This is a genomic window from Streptomyces sp. NBC_01233 (assembly GCF_035989305.1).
GTDB lineage: Bacteria > Actinomycetota > Actinomycetes > Streptomycetales > Streptomycetaceae > Streptomyces.
On sequence record NZ_CP108514.1, the window covers coordinates 9,971,227 to 9,988,266 of the forward strand.

At 71.7% G+C, this 17,040-nt stretch carries 13 protein-coding genes and 3 pseudogenes; 9 read left to right on the forward strand and 7 right to left on the reverse strand.

The genetic code is table 11. The annotated features are described in order from the left end of the window. Positions 1 to 13: 13 nt before the first annotated feature. Positions 14 to 421, reverse strand: coding sequence for a YciI family protein (locus OG332_RS45945; RefSeq protein WP_327419019.1), 408 nt, complete (start codon positions 419 to 421; stop codon positions 14 to 16). 183 nt (positions 422 to 604) lie between these two features. On the opposite strand from OG332_RS45945, the gene OG332_RS45950 reads away from it, so the two are divergent. From OG332_RS45950 to OG332_RS45960, 3 genes are all read left to right on the forward strand, one after another. Continuing rightward, on the forward strand, positions 605 to 1,378 hold the full coding sequence (locus OG332_RS45950) for an alpha/beta fold hydrolase (RefSeq protein WP_327419020.1): 774 nt from the start codon (positions 605 to 607) through the stop codon (positions 1,376 to 1,378). Between the two features lie 125 nt (positions 1,379 to 1,503). After that, on the forward strand, positions 1,504 to 1,938 hold the full coding sequence (locus OG332_RS45955) for a hypothetical protein (RefSeq protein ID WP_327419021.1): 435 nt from the start codon (positions 1,504 to 1,506) through the stop codon (positions 1,936 to 1,938). 374 nt (positions 1,939 to 2,312) lie between these two features. Beyond that, positions 2,313 to 2,621 carry an extracellular solute-binding protein gene (locus tag OG332_RS45960; RefSeq protein WP_327419022.1) on the forward strand — a complete coding sequence of 103 codons (309 nt, stop codon included), beginning with the start codon at positions 2,313 to 2,315 and terminating at the stop codon, positions 2,619 to 2,621. Between the two features lie 80 nt (positions 2,622 to 2,701). On the opposite strand, the gene OG332_RS45965 is transcribed toward OG332_RS45960, so the two are convergent. Further along, on the reverse strand, positions 2,702 to 4,063 hold the full coding sequence (locus OG332_RS45965) for an IS110 family transposase (RefSeq protein ID WP_327411792.1): 1,362 nt from the start codon (positions 4,061 to 4,063) through the stop codon (positions 2,702 to 2,704). Positions 4,064 to 4,364: 301 nt separating this feature from the next. Here OG332_RS45965 and OG332_RS45970 point away from each other — a divergent pair. Next, a pseudogene (locus OG332_RS45970) lies at positions 4,365 to 5,270 on the forward strand (extracellular solute-binding protein); the annotation flags it as partial. A 37-nt stretch (positions 5,271 to 5,307) separates the two neighbouring features. Here the strand turns inward: OG332_RS45970 and OG332_RS45975 are convergent. Beyond that, positions 5,308 to 5,856 carry a rhodanese-like domain-containing protein gene (locus OG332_RS45975; RefSeq protein WP_327419023.1) on the reverse strand — a complete coding sequence of 183 codons (549 nt, stop codon included), beginning with the start codon at positions 5,854 to 5,856 and terminating at the stop codon, positions 5,308 to 5,310. Between OG332_RS45975 and OG332_RS45980 the strand changes: the two genes are divergently transcribed. Together OG332_RS45980 and cutA are read left to right on the forward strand one after the other, a co-directional pair. Beyond that, entirely contained in the window at positions 5,785 to 6,444 is a 660-nt protein-coding gene (locus OG332_RS45980) for an NPCBM/NEW2 domain-containing protein (RefSeq protein WP_327419024.1), read from the forward strand. The genes OG332_RS45975 and OG332_RS45980 overlap by 72 nt on opposite strands. Positions 6,445 to 6,489: 45 nt before the next feature. Next, entirely contained in the window at positions 6,490 to 6,813 is a 324-nt protein-coding gene (gene cutA, locus OG332_RS45985; RefSeq protein WP_327419025.1) for a divalent-cation tolerance protein CutA, read from the forward strand. 12 nt (positions 6,814 to 6,825) lie between these two features. On the opposite strand, the gene OG332_RS45990 is transcribed toward cutA, so the two are convergent. Further along, entirely contained in the window at positions 6,826 to 7,917 is a 1,092-nt protein-coding gene (locus tag OG332_RS45990; protein ID WP_327419026.1) for a DUF5954 family protein, read from the reverse strand. Between OG332_RS45990 and OG332_RS45995 the strand changes: the two genes are divergently transcribed. From OG332_RS45995 to OG332_RS46005, 3 genes and pseudogenes are all read left to right on the forward strand, one after another. Continuing rightward, on the forward strand, positions 7,916 to 8,704 hold the full coding sequence (locus OG332_RS45995; protein WP_327419027.1) for an HAD family hydrolase: 789 nt from the start codon (positions 7,916 to 7,918) through the stop codon (positions 8,702 to 8,704). The two genes, OG332_RS45990 and OG332_RS45995, sit on opposite strands and share 2 nt — an antisense overlap. Positions 8,705 to 8,928: 224 nt before the next feature. Beyond that, positions 8,929 to 10,218: pseudogene (locus tag OG332_RS46000) on the forward strand (PAS domain-containing protein); the annotation flags it as partial. A 2,154-nt stretch (positions 10,219 to 12,372) separates the two neighbouring features. Continuing rightward, positions 12,373 to 12,744, forward strand: a pseudogene (locus tag OG332_RS46005) (SDR family NAD(P)-dependent oxidoreductase); the annotation flags it as partial. A gap of 3 nt (positions 12,745 to 12,747) precedes the next feature. Here OG332_RS46005 and OG332_RS46010 read toward each other — a convergent pair. From OG332_RS46010 to OG332_RS46020, 3 genes are all read right to left on the reverse strand, one after another. Continuing rightward, the gene (locus OG332_RS46010; RefSeq protein ID WP_327419028.1) at positions 12,748 to 14,175 is read right to left on the reverse strand and encodes an amidohydrolase family protein; all 1,428 of its coding nucleotides are present in this window, start codon (positions 14,173 to 14,175) and stop codon (positions 12,748 to 12,750) included. Between the two features lie 395 nt (positions 14,176 to 14,570). Then, on the reverse strand, positions 14,571 to 15,242 hold the full coding sequence (locus OG332_RS46015) for a hypothetical protein (protein WP_327419029.1): 672 nt from the start codon (positions 15,240 to 15,242) through the stop codon (positions 14,571 to 14,573). A gap of 621 nt (positions 15,243 to 15,863) precedes the next feature. Next, positions 15,864 to 16,412 (reverse strand): NUDIX domain-containing protein, encoded by a 549-nt coding sequence (locus OG332_RS46020; protein WP_327419030.1) that lies wholly within the window; start codon positions 16,410 to 16,412, stop codon positions 15,864 to 15,866. Between the last annotated feature and the right edge of the window lie 628 nt (positions 16,413 to 17,040).

Here is a 17,040-nt window from a genome sequence, read left to right on the forward strand (position 1 = left end):
GTTCATCGGGAGGTCACTCCGTGATGGTGGGCGGCGCGGCCAGGAACGGGCGCACCTCCAGCCACTCGTGGATCGGCTTTCCGCCCGCGCCGGGGGCGGCCGACAGTTCCCCGGCCAGCTCGAGGGCGCGCTCGTAGCTGTCGACGTCGATCACCATCCAGCCGGCGATGAGGTCCTTGGTCTCGGCGAACGGGCCGTCGGTGACCGGCGGGCGCCCCTCGCCGTCGTACCGGACGAACGTCCCCTCGGGGGCGAGTGCCTGACCGTCGACGAACTCGCCGGTCCCCTCGAGCCGGGCCGCGAAGTCGACCATGTACTGACAGTGGGCCGAGATCTCCTCCGGCGTCCATTGGTCCATGGGCACGTCGTTGACCGCAGCCGGAGCGCCGCGGTAGTGCTTGAGCAGCAGGTACTTGGCCATCGTGTTTCTCCTCGGTGCTGTGCGACCCATTGTGGTCGCGTTCACTGCAGGGACGGAGCCGGTCTCGGGTTCTCGACATCCTCCCCGGAACCTTTTCTCCCGCGGATGAGCCCGGGTGGGGGGTGGCGCGAAACCGAACCGGGACGAGGCCTCGCGCCGCCCCGGCACGGCTAGCATGCGGGGATGGAGATCCGAGTGGGCCGGGTGGTGGTCCACTACGTGGAGCACGGGACCGGTCGACCCGTGCTGGTGCTCCACGGCTCCGGCGTCGACCACCGCGAGGCCGAGGCCTGCTTCGAGCCGGCTCTCGACGGCGTCGCGGGGCTGCGGCGGATCTATCCCGACCTCCCCGGCATGGGCCGGACCACCGCTCCCGGGACGCTGCGCAGCGCCGACGACGTACTCGACACGCTGCTCGACTTCGCCGACGAGGTCACGGGCGGGACCGCGTACCTCCTGGTTGGTCACTCGGCGGGTGCGTACTACGCGCAGGCGATGGCCGCGAGGGGCCGGGCGCAGGTCGCCGGCCTGGCGCTCGTCTGTCCGTTGCTGCCGAGACTCCGGGACGTCCCGGAGCACCGCGTCGTCACCGGATCGGGCGAGATCGGTGACGACGTCTTCCGGAGCTACTTCGTGATCCAGACACCGGAGATGCTCGAACGGTACGAGCGGTACGTCGCCCCGGCCGCCGCGCTCGTCGACCAGGCGGCGCTCGAACGGATCGGCGAACGGTGGGCGCTGACCCCCGATCACGCGCCGGCCTACGCGGGTCCGACAGCGGTCGTGGCGGGGCGGCTGGACTCGACGGTCGGGTACGCCGCAGCCGTCGACCTCGTCGACCACTACCCGCACGCCTCGCTCGCCGTCGTCGACGACGCGGGCCACGCCCTGCCCCACGAGCGACCGGAACTCCTGCGCGCCCTCCTCGCCGACTGGCTCGCGCGCGTCGAGCTTTGACTCGACCCGAAACAGGCTCCTGGCCTGGTCAGAGGTGCGCGCACAGCTGGGGCGACCGACGCCCGTTTGACAGGGTTCCAAGGGGTGGCAGGGTTGTAGGTGGGGTCAATCTTGGGAGGTTCCGGATGGCATCCTGTACGGCTTGGAGTTCCGTGGCGAGGCAGCTTCCGCTCAGGCTGACGGCCGGCACGTTCTTCCTGAACTCCGGTGTTTCGAAGCTGGGCGCGGACGAGGAAACCGCTGAGGGACTGCACCAGTTCGCCACTCACACCTACCCGTTCCTGGGCGAGCAGGACGCCCAGAAGTTCGTCCGGCTGCTCGCCTCGGGGGAGCTCGCCATCGCCGCCGCGCTGCTCGTGCCGTTCGTTCCGGCCGTTGTCGCCGGGGCTGCGGTGACCGCGTTCTCCGTCGGCACCCTCGGGCTCTACCTGCGTACGCCGGGCATGCGGCAGGAAGGCAGCCTGCGCCCCACCGAGCAGGGGATCGCGCTGGCCAAGGACGTCTGGCTGCTCGGCATCGGCGTCGCGCTCGTCGTGGACGGCGTCAACGAACACGGGTGACGCACCGCGAGCCGGTGGTTCTTCGAGCCCGGTCACACCGCGGCGGATCTCCCTCGGCCCCGACCCTGGTCCAACTCGCCCCGGCCTTCGTCCTGGAGCACCCTCGCCTGACTGTGTCGGCCGCCGTCCTCGCCCTCGGCGGAGACGGCGGCTCTGGGCTTTTGCCTCTCTACGCGCGTAGGAAGGGCTCGCCGCATGTCGGAAGCCACAAGGGGGAAAGCCGTCGACTGGATCATCGGCCACACCTGATCCGAGAGTGGAATCAATAACTCCAACATCAGGAGATGATTCCGGCCACCGGGCCGCAGGGCACCCGCCCTCGGCCGGGAGTGCCATGAGCAGCGACATCCAAGCGACATCAGGGGAACGAACCCGTGCGACGAAAGATCTTCGGCGCGGCCGCCACCGCGGTCGTGCTCGGCCTGCTGATACCACTGTCCGGATGCGGCAGTTCGGACGACGGCGCGGGTGACGGCGGAACGCTCCGCCTGGTGGCCGCCGAGTACGGCGACACCCCGGCCACCAGTTCCAAGGCCTACTGGGACAAGGCGACCGGCGACTTCACCGCCGCCAACCCCGGTATCAAGGTCGAGGTCCAGCTGCTGCCGTGGGCCGACATCGACCGTGAGGTCTCCCGGATGGTGAAGGCGGGCAAGGCGCCCGATGTGGCGCTCATGGGCTGAACGGAAAATCGAACCTCAGCCGGGCAGGCGGCAGCGTCCGTTCCGCGGAGCGGGACGGACGTCGGGAACGAGGAGTGCGGTCAGGCCGCAGTAGTGGGGGCGGCGAGGGTGACCTGGTGGCCGAGGGCCTGGAGCTGGCGGACGAGGTCGCGGGTCTTGCGGGCGGGGTTGAGATGTCGCTGGTGCCAGTCGGCGCCGAGTTCCTGGTAGCGGGCGTCGGGGTCGTTGATCAGGTGCCAGGTGATGACGAGTATCGAGCGGGCGACGGCGACGAGGGCTTTGGCGTGGCCGCGGCGTTTGACGATCCTGCGGTAGCGGGCGCCGAGGAAGGTGTCGGTGCGGGCGGCGGCGTTGGCGGCCTCGCCGAGGGCGCCCTTGAGCCAGGGGTTGCCTTTGCCGGCTGGGCCGGTGGTGTTCTTCGCTCCGGACTGGATCGTGCGGGGGCACAGCTTCGCCCAGGAGACCAGGTGCTCGGGGGTGGGGAAGCGGCTCATGTCCAAGCCGATCTCGGCGAGGATGATCTGGGCGGTGGCCGGTCCGATGCCGGGGACCGCGTCCAGACGCTCGGCCAGTTCCCGCGCGGTCACAGCGTCACGGGCTGACGACGTGCTGGTGTCGTCTGTGCGGGGCGGTCCGGTTCCGGTGCCGTCGTGCGGGGCCCTGGTCTGTTCCATGAGGTCGGCGATCAGCCGGTCGAGTTCCCGGACCTGCGCGGTGAGGTGGTCGATGGTGCCCAGCAACACTCCCAGCAGGCGGCCGTGATGTTCTTCGAACTGCCCGGTGAGTGCCTCGGCCAGGGCCGGCTTCTTCTTCACCAGGCTCCCCTTGGCGAGATCCGCCAGAGCTCGGGGGTTGCGTTCACCGGCGGCCAGGGCGTCGAGCATGGCCCGGCCGGAGAGGCCGAAGAGGTCCGAGACAACGTCGGACAGCTTGATCTGCGCGTCCTGCAGGGCCTTGTCCACCCGGTGCTTGTGCCGGGTGCGTTCCTGGATGAAGACCGTGCGGGTGCGGGTGAGGTCCCGTAGCTGCCGGACCGGCTTGGGCGGTACGAACGAAGCGCGGACCATGCCGCGTTCGGCGAGCTTGGCCAGCCAGACCGCGTCCAGCTTGTCGGTCTTCGGCCGGCCCGGGACGTTCTTCACATCGCGGGCGTTGACCAGCCAACATTCCAGGCCACGGGCCTCCAAGAGGTAGAAGAAGGGCCGCCAGTACGAGCCCGTCGCCTCCATCACCACCCGCTGGACACCCTGGCAGACCAGCCGGTCGCCGAGCTCGAGGATCGCGTTCGTGGTGGACGCGACCGTCCAGACCTGCTGGACGCGCCGGCCTTCAATGGTGTCGTGCGGGACGCGCAGACACACCATCCCGGACGCCTTGGCGATGTCGATCGCCGCGACCCGGGCAACACTTCCGTCGTCGTGGTCCTCCCTGGACTCCTCCATCGTCTTCCTCCCCTTGCGCAAGGTGCGGGCGGGGGCTGCCCGGGAAGCCTGAGGGGAGACAGAGAAGCTGAACGGCGTGCTCGAGACGACAGTGTGCGGCCCCTCGGACGGCTCCCTCACCAGACTCCTATGCGGGCTCACAGCCCAAACATCAAGCGGCGTCGGCGGACAGCCCCCGTACCGATTTTCACGCTCGCGAGGCGTCAACCGCAGGTGAACGGCTGACTCCTATTCGGACTTCGCCGCCCAGGGGAAGCTCTATTCCGCGGAAGAGCTCCTCTCGGTCGGAGCCGAGGCGAACTTCCTGCAGCCGCTCGCCGAGGCGGGGACCGTCAACAGCCGCCTCTACGGACTGCCCTTCGTGGCGAGCAGCCGTCTGCTGTTCTACAACGAGGCGCTCTTCGCCAAGGCCGGCGTCAAGAAGGCCCCCAAGACCTGGTCCGAACTGAAGGCCGCCGCCAAGGCGCTCAAGGACAAGGACGTGAAGTACCCGTACGCCATGCCCCTGGGCCCGGAGGAGGCGCACGCCGAGGCGTTGATCTGGGAGCTCAGCAACGGCGGTGGCTACGCGGACAACAGCGGCAAGTACAGCCTGGACTCCGAGCAGAACACCAGGACCTGGCAGTGGGTCAAGGACAACCTGGTGACCCCCGGCCTGGTCGGGCCCACCCCGCCGTCCCGGTTGAACCGCGCCGACGCCTTCGCCGCGTTCCTGCGCGGCGAGGTCGGCATGCTCAACGGCTACCCGTCGCTCGCCCACGAGGCGGCCGCGAAGGGCATCGACGTCGGCACCGTCGCCATGCCGGTCTCGGACTCGCTCGGCTCGGGGGAGAGCCCGCCGACCGTGGGCGTGGCCGACTGGATGGTGGCCTTCAAGCAGAACGACAGGCGTGACGAGATCGGAAAGTTCCTGGAGTTCGTCTACCAGGACAAGAACCTGTCGGACTTCGCCGGCCGGTACCACCTGCTGCCGTCCACCGCCTCCGCCGCGCGCACCCCGGCCGGCGGCGGCCTCAGCCAGACTGACGAGGACTTCCTGAGCGCGCTGCGGACCGCCCGGCTCTACCCGGTGAACGACCCGTCCTGGGTGACGGTCAGCGACACGATCAAGCGCAACATCGGACGCGCTGTGGAACCGGGCGGCGACCCGAAGGCCGTCCTGGAGGACATCGCGAACAAGGCGGTGGAGGCCGGCAAGAAGGGCTGACGGCCTCCCGGCGGATCTTCGGCGCGGTGCCGGGGCTTCAGGGCTGTTTCCCCCGCTGGTTGAACGGCGGTCTGCCGAGGACGACCGCCATGCCGCAGGTGTTGGTGAGGGCGCAGAACACCAGGCCGGCCGCGATCCCGGCGGACAGCAGCTGGAACGCCGGATGGACGAACAGGCCCAGGGCCAGGCCCAGCAGCACGATGGCGCCCGCGGTGAAGCGGACCTGGCGCTCCATGGCCCGGACGGCCCGCGGCCGGCCGGCCGGGTACTGCAGCCCGTGGCCCTCGGCGGCCCACGCCGTGGTGCCGCCGCTCAGGCTCGACGCGGGGATGCCGTGGGAGGCCAGAGTGGCGGCGGCGTCGTCCGAGCGGGCGCCCGAGGAGCACACCAGGAGAAGCGCCTTGCGCCCGGCGGCCTGCCGGAGCTCGGGCAGCGCCCGCCCGATGCGGTCGAGGGGGATGTTGGCGGCGGTCGGGCCCGTCAGGCGACATCGGTGCGGGACTTCGCCCCGGTGGTGGGCGCTCTGGCCGGCCCGCAGGGTCAGCGGCGCGCCTCGCCCCACCCAGCCGTCCTCCTTGGCCGTCAAACCTGGAAGGTCACCCCGCCGGCGACGGCCGCCGCCGGCACGCAGTGGCCGCTCACCGTCGACGGCACCGCCGAGTCACCGACCGGGCCCCTGCGCCACTCCGCCACGGAACGGGTTTCCACGGCCCCGCCGGCGCCGGCCGCCGACTCCCATCTGAGCGATCTCGCATGGGTGTCGGCCATCAACGGCTGGGGGCCGGTGGAACGCGACCGGTCCAACGGGCGCAACGCGGCCGGGGACGGTACGCCCATCTCGTTCGGCGGAGTGACGTACGCGAAGGGCCTCGGCGTCCATGCGCCCTCCGAGATCGTCCACCACCTCGGCGGAGCGGCGGACCGCTTCACCGCGCTCGTCGGCATCGACGACTTCTCGAAGAACCAGGCCGCCACCGGCGCGACGAAGGCCTCGGTCAGGGGCGACGGGAAGGTGCTCTTCACCAGCGGCAAACTGACCGGCGCGGGCGGTCCCGTGCAGGTGGATCTCGACGTACGCGGGGTGAAGCTGCTGTATCTGGTCGTCGAGGACGCCAAGGCCAATACGGCGTTCGACCACACCTCCTGGGCCCTCGCCCGGGTGACCGTGCCCTGACGCGGCGTGGGTAGGGTCGGGTGAACCCGATCGAGGAGGACCAGCGTGGCGAACATCGTGATCGCGCAGACGACGGTGAACGACGAGGGGAAGGCGTACGACATAGGCCGGGCCGCCGTGGAGGCCCGGTTGACGGCCGGCGTGCACATCGACGCGCGGATGACCACCTTCTCCTGGGAGAAGGGCGCCGTGCAGCACGAGCGGGGGTACCGGCTCTCCTTCCAGACGACCACCGGGAAGGTCGCCGCCTTGAAGGCGTGGGTGCACGAACAGCACCCGCACGATGTGCCGCAGTGGATCGTGCTGCCGAGCGTGGAGGCCTCGGAGGAGTACCTGGCGTGGGCGGTGAAGGAGACCACCGCGGGGTAGCACGGCTGCGGGTCAGTCTTCGGGCAGGACGCGGCCGTCCTCGTCCAGCGGAAGGTGGATGCGCGCGGGGTCCTGGCTGTTGACGTCGGACGGGCGTGGGCCCTCGGGCCCGTCGGGGCCCCAGCGCAGCAGGCGGCGGGTACGGACGATCTGGTACGAGGTGCCCTGGAACTCCAGCTGATTGACGCGCCCGGCCCGGAGGGCGTCCGCGGCCTCGGCGTAGGCGGCCAGCTCCGCGGGCCGCGGGCCGTCCGACGCCCCACCCGCTTCGCCGTCGTCCGCCCAGGTGCGGGCGTCGGTGTGAGGACCGGCGTCCTGGGGGATGTGGCCGCGCATCCGCGGCCACATCCATGTCAGGGCGAAGTCCAATGACTTGCGGGCTTCGTGCGCACTCGCGTGCGGACCTGTGACCGGGGTCCAGCCGCTCGCGGTCTGCTCGACCACCGTGAAGGTCGCGGGCAGCAGGAGGACGTCCGGGTGGGTGTCCAGCGCCCGCAGCGCGTCGGCGCGCACGTCTTCGGGGAACCGTTCCCCGGTGTAGCACAGGCCCCGAAGGGCCAGCTGCTCAAGAGCCTGGGTGGGGGTGACCGGCGCGTCCGGGTCCAGGACCAGGCCCTCGTCGACCCCCGGTCCCTTGGCTCCGCGGTCCCAGTCGGGGGAGAGGGGCTCAGGATCGGTGGGACGCGGCTGCTCGATACCGCCCGGACCGGCCCCCGCGTACTCCTCGGCCCGCACGACCCGGTACCGAGTCCCCGCCACGTCGAGTTCGTCGACGCGCTCGCTCTCCAGCCGGGCGACCGCCGCCAGCAGTACGCGCCGCTCCGCCCTGTCGCGCGCATCGTCCTTCGCACGGAACCACAACCGGGAGTTCAGCCCGTCGCGCGCCTGCTGCGGGCAACCGTCCGTCACCGCGAGCACCACCCGCCACTGCGATTCCCCCGTGTACTGCGCCGCCACCCCGAACAGAGGGCCGCGCACCACGACATTGGCGGTACGCGCCACGGCGTCGACCGCGTCGGCTTCCACCGCGGCCTCCACCGGCTCCACGGGAACCCGCACCACCATCGGTCGGGACCAGCCCGCCCCCACATTCCCACGGTCCATGCGCCCATCCTGCCGCCCGCGACCCGACACCGTCCCCGATTCGCTCGTTCCCCTCACCCTGAGGGGGAGCGATGGCGTATGGGGGATCGGCGTCCAAGGCCCTGCCGGCGCGGACACCGGCAGCGCCTGTGCTGCCGGGATCAAGCCGATTGAACTCGTCATATTCGACTGCGACGGTGTACTGGTCGACAGCGAACGCATCGCAGCCCGCGTCCAGGTCGCCCTGGGCGCAGAGCTCGGCTGGCCTCTGACCCTGGACGAGGTCGTCGACCGGTTCATCGGGCGTTCGCACGCGTCCATTCGCGAGCAGGTCGCCGCCCGGCTGGGCGAGGAGACGGCCGCGATCTGGTCGGAGCGGTTCGAGCAGCTCCACCGCGAAGCCGTGGACGCCGATCTCGCCCCCGTCGAGGGATTGCCCGAGGCGCTCGACGCGATCACCTTGCCGACTTGTGCCGCCTCCAGCGGATCCCACGACAAGATGCGCCACACCCTGGGCCGCACCGGCCTGTACGAACGCTTCGCGGGCCGCATCTACAGCGCCACCGAAGTCTCCCGGGGCAAGCCCGCCCCGGACCTGTTCCTGCACGCCGCCCGGCATCTGGGAGTCGATCCCGCCGCCTGCGTGGTGGTCGAGGACAGCCGGCCCGGCGTCCAGGCCGCCCGCGCGGCCGGCATGCGCGCCTTCGGCTATGCCGGCGGCCTGACCCCGGCCGAACGGCTCGAGGGCCCTGGCACCACCGTCTTCCACGACATGCGCACACTCCCCCTCCTCATCACCGTGCAGTAACCACCCGCTGCACGTCTCGCTGGACGATGTACCGGGGCTGCCCGGCCGCTACGGCGTGAGAGGGAGGCGGAACGGTCAGTCCCCCGCCCGCGTGGCGTGCACGTGCGTCCCGTCGCGGGGGACGATGAGATGGCTGGGAACACAGACGCCGGTACGTGATCACTGCCCGGCACGGGGCCGCAGCCAGGGCCGCAGCCTTCGGCGGCCGGAAGGAGAGCCCGGAGATGGGTGCAATCGAGCCCTTGGGGGGCGATCCCGACGGGGCGCCGACCGCTGCGTCCGGGCCGGGCGGCCTGCTCGACGTGCTCAGCGTGGCCGCCGTTCTCCTGGATGCCGACGGCAGGATCGACCTGTGGAGCCCGCAGGCCGAGGACCTGTTCGGCTACACCGCCGAGGAGGCCCTCGGCGAGTTCGCGGGCCGCCTGCTGGTACAAGAAGAGCAGCTGCCGCTCGTGATGGGCATGTTCGCCCAGGTCATGGAAGGCGGGGGCAGCTGGGTGGGAGCGTTCCCCGTCCGGCACAAGGACGGCAGTACACGGATGGTGGAATTCCGCAACATGCGGCTGCTGGACTCCCAGCAGGAGTACTACGCCCTGGGCCTGGCCGCGGACCAGGCGACGGTACGGCAGGTCGAACGGGACCTGGCGCTGTCCGCCAGGCTGGTGGCCCAGTCGCCGGTCGGACTGGGCGTACTGGACACGGACCTCCGGTACGTCTCGGTCAACCCGGCAGAGGAGCGCCTCAACGGGGTGCCGGCGGCCGAGCACATCGGCCGCCACGTTCACGAGGTGCTGCCGGCCGTGGACCCGTCCTTCGAAGCCGCGATGCGTGAGGTTCTGGCCACCGGCGTTCCCATCGTGGACCAGTACACCGTCAGCCGTACTCCGGCCGACCCGGATCACGATCACGCCTGGTCGATCTCGTTCTACCGGCTCGAAGCCCCCAACGGGACCGTGCTGGGCGTGGCCACCTCCAGCGTGGACGTCACCGAGCGCCACCGGGCGGTCGAGGAACAGCGCCACACCGCCCTGACCCTCCAGCGCAGCCTGCTGCCCCACACGCCACCGCGGCGGCCGGGCCTGGAGGTCGCCACCCGCTACCGCCCCGCCCAGGCCACCATGGAGATCGGCGGGGACTGGTTCGACCTGATCCCCCTGAGCCGCGACAAGACCGCCCTCGTCGTCGGCGACGTCATGGGCAGCGGCGTGGGAGCCGCAGCCAGCATGGGCCAGCTGCGCACCGCCACCCGGACGCTGGCCGATCTGGATCTGGACCCGGCCCAGGTTCTGCACCATCTCGATCACGTCACCGAGGGTCTCGACACGATCGCGACCTGTGTCTATGCGGTCTACGACCCCCACACGGCCCAGTGTCACCTCTCCCTGGCCGGGCACCTGCCGCCCGTCCTCCTTCGTCGGGACGGCAGGCGCGAGCTCCTCGACCTGCCCACCGGCGCGCCGCTGGGCGGCTGCGGTGTCGCCTTCCGCACCACCAGCCTCGCGATCGAGGTGGGCTGCACGGGCACGCGCCGTGTCCTGTGCCCGCTCCTGGGCGCGCAGGCCCGCCGCCACCGCGCCCACGGTTGCCCGTACGCCGTCCACGTGCGCCTGCGCCGCATCCCGCACCCCTCGCGCGGCGGCGACCAGGCCGGCGGCACCGGCCTCGTCCGCGTGCCAACTGCGCGCGGCCCGCCCCAGCGTGAACAGGCTCACCGTGAAGCCGGGCCGGCGTGCCAGATGCGCCTGGTGCGTACGCTCGGCGCCCGCCAGGTCCTGCTGCGCCCGGGCGAGCGCCGCCTCGGCGGGCGGGAGCGACTCCCGTACGCGAGCCAGCTCCGCCGTGTGCTGCGCCACGCCCGACCGAGCCCGCAGCAAGGCCTCGTACGCCGCTGTCCGATCCGAGTACGCCGCGGCGGCGCCGGCCCGCTCGTCACGCAGTCGCTCGACCTCGGCCAGGGCCGCCTCGAACCGCTGCTTCGCCTCGCGCCACACACCCGTCTGCGGGGTGTCGCGCCACTGCCGCAGCAGGTGGGAGAGCCCGCTGCCGCTGTCGATCCACGAGTTGCGCGTGCGGAGGCGACCGCCGTCGGCCTGCGACGGCACGGGCGGCGGGGGAGGGGCGCCCGAGTCGCTCCGGCGGTACTTGCCGTGCCAGAACCGGTTGACGAACTCCAGGCGGTTCCTCTTGCTCCCCAGCCGCGCCGCCACGGCACCCCACGCCGGCTCGCCCTTGAGGAGACGGGTCGCCTGCCCGGCAAAGTAGTCGGCCTCCTCCCGCCACTGCTCGCCGAGCGCCCCGCGGGCGGGGATCTCGGTGGAGATGTTCTCCACCGCGCCGTTGTTGGCCGAGGCGACGACCATCTCGAAGCCCGTGAACTCCGGCCGCAGCGGGGTGACCGTACGTGTGTAGTCGCCGCTCTTCCAGACGTACGGGGCCTGCTTGGCGAAGGCTTCGGACGGCAGGCGCAGGGCGGCCAGGCGACGGGCCCGCTCGACGACCGTCGCGGCGAAGCAGTCGCGCAGCATGGTCGTCTTGCCGGTGCCGGGCGGGCCGTTGACGGCGAAGATCCCGGCCGTGGGGGCGAGCTCGGTGTGGACGGCGTTGACGGCGAACTGCTGGCTCAGCGCGAGCGGGTGCACGGCCTGCGCCGGCCAGCGGCCCGCGGGGGTACGGGTGGGGGTCACGCCGGCGAGCGCGGCCGCGGGGTTCAGGCGCAGGTCGACGCGACGGGTCTTGTCGAAGGCGGCATCGGGAGTGAGGTAGGAGGCGAGCCCCGGGCCGGGATCGCTCTGGGCGAGTGCGCCGGCCACCCGTTCGAGGTCGGCGGCGATGAAGCTGTTGAGGAAGTCCTGCTGGTCGGTGTCGCCCGCGTGATCGAGCCGTACGGGGATGCTGCGGACGCGCACCCCGGCGGGGTCGAGCGCGACGCTGACGCCCCAGGCCTCGGCCAGCTCGTCCATGAACTCCAGGAGACGCCCGGCCGTGACCACGCCCTGGCCGACGGGGGATTGCGCCTCCTCGTCCTCCTGACGCTCCACGGGGGACGACGGAGTGGCGGCGGGTCCGCCGAGCGCGGCGGCCCGGCTGCCCCACGCTCCGGCCTCCACCTCGAACCCGTCGAGCCAGCCACGGCTGCCGGGGCCGGGCGCCACCGCGCGGCCCGTGGCCCAGGCGCACGAGGAGAAGACGGGGGAGTCCAGGAGCAGGCGGCCCTCGTCGGTGACGGTCAGGGCGAACAGCGCGCTCTCGCCGTCCATCCGGCCGTCGTGGTCTTCGGCGCTCCCACCGAAGACGTGGACCAGGGTGTCGCGTACGGCGCTGAGGGCGAAGGCCCCGCCGTAGACGACGTGCTGCCATCCGTACCCGGCCTCCAGCGGGACGGACCGCACAGGATGCCCGGCCTCCCAGGGCATGGGGCCGTCCGGCTCCGCCGCGTACACGCGCTCCCGGACGGATAAGGCCGGTACCTTCTGCGGACTGAACAACTCCACCGCCCGCCAGTACCCGACGATCCCGCTCCGCCGCCGGCGCTCACCCCCCGCTGCACCCACGCCCACTCCCCGTCCTCGGTGATCATCCCTACGAGGCACCTTATGGCGCCCGGGCGGGCGGGTCAGGTCGTTGCGATGTCCGGCTGTTGACCTTGCCGTTGGCGGCAGGGTTGCACGATGAGCGGCATGAGCAGCAACGCATCGCAGAGCGGCAGGGTCGTCCTCGTCACCGGAGCCGGCACAGGAATCGGTCGGGCCACCGCCCGCGCCTTCGCCGCCGAGGGCGCCCACGTGGTCGCGATCGGGAGGCGGGCCGAACCGCTCGAGGAGACTGCCGCCGGGAACGACCGGGTGACGCCGTTGGCCGCCGACATGACCGCCGAGGGCGAGCCCGACCGGATCATCCAGGGGGTGCTGAAGACACACGGACGACTGGACGTGCTCGTCAACAACGCCGGTATCGTGCGCGTCGGCGCCCTCGGCACCCTGACGAGGGAGATGATCGAGGCCCAGCTCACCACGAACCTCGTCGCCCCCGTCCTGCTGAGCGGCCTATGCGGTCGCGCGGAGGTGGGTGGCGGCCGCCTCGGCCTCGCGTACGACGCGGTCCGTGTCGACCTCGACCAGCCGGCCGCCGAGCTTCAGCGCCCGGCCGTCGACGAACACGGCGTCGACGTTCTCGGGGCGCCCGTTGAAGACGATCTGGCCGACCCAGTCGAAGCGCGGTGCGAAGTTCAGGGCGGCCGGGTCGATGACGACGAGGTCGGCCCGCTTGCCGGGGGGCAGGGAGCCCACCCGGTCGGCGATGCCGAGGGCCTCGGCGCCGCCCAGGGTGGCCATCCGCAGGACGTCGTGCACCTGTGGGAAGACCCCGGCGTCCGTAGTGCGGGCGCGTTGCAGGCCGATGGCCGTCTTCATCAGCGCGTGGAAGTCCGAGCTGTCGTTGGTCCCGCCGTCCAGGCCGAGCCCGACCTTGACGCCCCGCCGTCCGAATTCGGACATTCGCATGATGCCGGAGCCCAACCGCATGTTGCTCAGCGGACAGTGGGCCGCCCGTACGTCGTGCTCGGCGACGGCGGCGATCTCGGCGTCGGTCAGGTGGATCGCGTGGTTGATCAGGAGCCGCGGACCGAGCGCGCCGATGTCGGTGAGGACTCCGATGGGGTCGTCGGCGCGCTGCTCGGGGCGTTCCAGGACATGGGAGTTGAGCATGACTCCCATGTCCTGCGCGGCTTCCCAGTGCGCACGGTTGAGGTCCTGGACGGCGCGGGCCGCATGCGTGGCGACCTGGAAGGAACCGAGCGGCACCGGGTCGACGAGCTCCTTCTTCACCTTCGTGACCAGCACCGCGTCGGGCTTGGGCGGGAACATCGCGTAGGCGAACCGCACCCCGGTGCCCGCCAGGGCCCGTACGTAGCTCTCGATGAGGTCGTACGAGAAGATGTCCACCCAGTCCACCAGCGTGGTCACGCCCGACTGGACGGCGTCGAGGGCGGCGAGCCGCACGAAGCTGTGGAGGGCCGCCGGCGTCAGCCGGCCGCGCTGGGGGTCGGTACACCCCTGGAACCAGCCGAACAGGTCGCGGTCGGTACACCCGCCGCGGATCACCGCCTGCCAGAGGTGGGTGTGGGTGTCGACGAACCCCGGCATGGCCAGCTTGCCCGAGGCGTCCACCACCCAGGCGCCGCGCGGCGCCTGGAGAGCCGTGCCCACGGCGGAGATGGTGCCGTTCTGCATCAGGACGTCGGCGTTTTCGATGGCGCCGAGGGGGCCGCTGCCGACGGAGGGGTCCATGGTGAGCACCAGCGAGGCCCCGCGGAGCAGGACCGTCCGGCCGGCCTGGACCGGCTGGTCGGGATGGCCGAGGGGTGCGGGGCGGGCGGTGACGCCGAGCGCGAGCGGGGCGGCGGCGGCCAGACCGAGGCCGGTGAGGAGAGCGCGGCGGCTGGGAGCCGAAGGCGGGGTGGGGGCTGACTGCATGGCGTGTTACCTCCCGAGGACTCAGAACGGAAGGCCCGCCCGCCGACGTTGTGGCGAGCGTCGAGCAGCGGCGGGAGATTACACGCAGCATGCCCAGCGAACGGCCTTTCGATAGGCGTCAGCGGAAAACTTTTTCCGTTCCAGTCGTGTGCCGGTCATGTCGCGGCTGGCGGTCCTGGAAACGGCGGCACCCCCACCGTGCGTCCCGGCAAGGGTGCCGAAGCGGTGGGCCCACGGACCGGATCGGCCGGCACAGCGGCACGATCCGGTCCCGCAGCACATCAGTGATCACTCACCGAACGGCCGGACCGCTCGACTGACCAACTCGCCAAAGGGGCCCGCGGGGAGCCGGCGGAGCGGACTCCGGTCATGCATGCGCGTGCGGCCCCGGAAGGTCAGGCTCCGGAGCCGGCGAGGCGGCGCATCGTGTCCATGAGCTCGGGCGGCGGGGCGATGCTCATCGTCCTGGTCTCGTCGTCGAAGACGGTGATCGTGGTCAGGCTGCCCGCCCGCCACCAGAACACCCGCGGCGAGAGACGTCCGGGGCCGTCCTCGTAGGCGCCGAGGCCGAACTGGGCGAGGTCGTTGACGGCCTCGCCCACGTGGCGGTCGGCGAGCGGGTAGAAGACGAGGTTGTGCCGGTTCGGGACCGTCAGCAGGACTCCCTCGGCGGGAAGTTCGGGGCCGCCCGCGGCGCGGACCGCCTCCTCGAAGACGAGCGCCTTGCTGGCGGCGTAGACGGAGTCGCCGCCGATGATGTGGAGGACGGCGCCGCCGGGCCGTTCGAGCGTGTCGTAACCCACCGGCTCGGCGAGCAGGTTGGCGCGCGCGGCCGCGTACAGCACGTCGCGGTCCACGCGGGCGACGTCCCGGTCGTCCAGCAGGCGGACGCTGTCGGGGGTGTCGTACGCGATGCCCTCCAGCAGGTCGGTGGCAACGGGCCGCAGGTAGCCGAACTGGTGGACCGTCTCCGGCGGTATGGACTCGGCGGCGGCCAGCCGCAGGTAGACGTTGCGCAGCGGGTCTGCGGTGGCGTCCGGGGTGGTGGGAGGAGTCTGGTCGGTCATGCGCTGTTCCTTCGGCAGTGATGGTGGTGGCCGGCCGCACCGGGGCGTGGCGCGCCGCGTGGGGCGGCCTGGCGCGGCCGTGCAGACCGGAGGGGGCACCGCGACGGTTCCCTGCCGGTCTGCCCGGTTCCGCCCGGGGCACGGCACGGGCGGCCGCCTCGCGGAAGACTGCGGGCCGGGCGAACCGGCGGACCGCCCCTGCGGAGTGCGTCCCTGTCTGCGGGTCAGGTCCGAGATCAACCGGACACCGTCACCGTATCAGCGCGTTGCGCAAGGCCGCGGTCCGGGCGGGCCGACACGGCGCGAGCGGGCCGGTGGGCGCCGGGGCCATTCGGATCGAGGACGGTCTGACCGGACTGCGTGTGCCGGAGCATCGGAGTGGCGACGGCGCGAGGCCCCGGGACGCGGGTCCCGGGGCCTCGCTGTGCACTTCGCTTGACCGCCCGGTTCAACGACCGGCTGGGCGTTGCGTTACGCCCTGAGGATGTCGAGTTCGGCGAGGGTGCTGCCCGCTTGGCCTGCACGGGCTTGCACGGGCCTGCACGGGCTTGCCTCGGGCGAGACGGGCACCTGTGGTTGTGGGGCGACCGGTCCGGGCGGGGGCGGGTACGGGGGCTTGGCTCACACCCAGGTGTAAGTCTCGTCGGTGACGGCGTCCAGGGCGGCGTCGGTGATCGTTGCGTGGGGGTCGGCGAGGGCGGCGAGGGCGGGGCCGATGGGCGGGAAGATCGGCAACTCGGCCGTCTTGCGGTAGTCGATCCACTCGATCACGCCGACTTCGTGACTGCCGTCGGGCAGTTCGTCCAGTTCCTGCTCGGCGAGAGCGTCGCGGAGCTCGGGGCTGATGTGGAAGCGGTGGATCAGGTGGAGCTTGCGCGGTGGCGGGGTGGGCCCGGGGCGGGTGACGCGCTGGTCGACGACCCACAGGAGTTCCCCGCCCTCGGCTTGGTCGATGTCCAGGTCGAGTTCTTCGGCGAGTTCGCGGCGGAGTGCTGCGCGAAGGTCTTCGCCGTCTTCGACGTTGCCGCCGGGCGGGCTGTAGTGGGTGGAATCGGCGCGGTCGCGCCGGATGAGCGCGACGTCATGACCGCAGAACACCACTGCCCCGGTCCGGATCTTGATCCGTGAGAAGGGGGTGGGTGTGGTGGGTGTGGCAGGGGTGCTCGTCATGGCTGCCAGTATCGCGGGGGTGGGACCAACGCCGGCGGCCTTGAAGCCCGTTCATCCGCCGGCCGCCGCCCGCAGCCGTCTGTACGGCTGGTGGAGCACATGGCCGAGGAGAACAAGGGGCCGGATGACACGGGACTCCCCGCTTCGGGCGGTTCCGCAGATCCGTAGCCACCCGCCGGCACTGGCCGAACGGGGGCCCGCAGAGGCGCCGGCGCCTCGCTCATGGCCCGTACCAGCCGACGGCTCCCGCTTCCTCTGATGGGCTCACATGCCTGGTGAAGACCCACGAGCGCGGTGACCAGGCGAGGGCCCCAGCCGGGGACCAGCACCTGAAAGCCGTCGGCCTCCATACCGCGGAAGACGAGGTGGGCCCGGCCTGAGTCGTCGCGCCAGATGACGCGCCTGGGTGAGCCGAACCCACCGTCACCATCGCCCAGGATGGAAAGGACTACGCACAGCAGGCTGACGGGAAGGCCGAACGGCCACCACAGCGCCCACCACACGAGGCGCCCCCGGTAGCCGCGGAGCACGGGGCCCGCCGTCGGCTCCACAGTCCACCGCTCCCGGCCGATCCGAAGGAAACGGCGGCGCCGCAGCGTGATCCGTCCGCCCGGGCGGCACGCCGAAC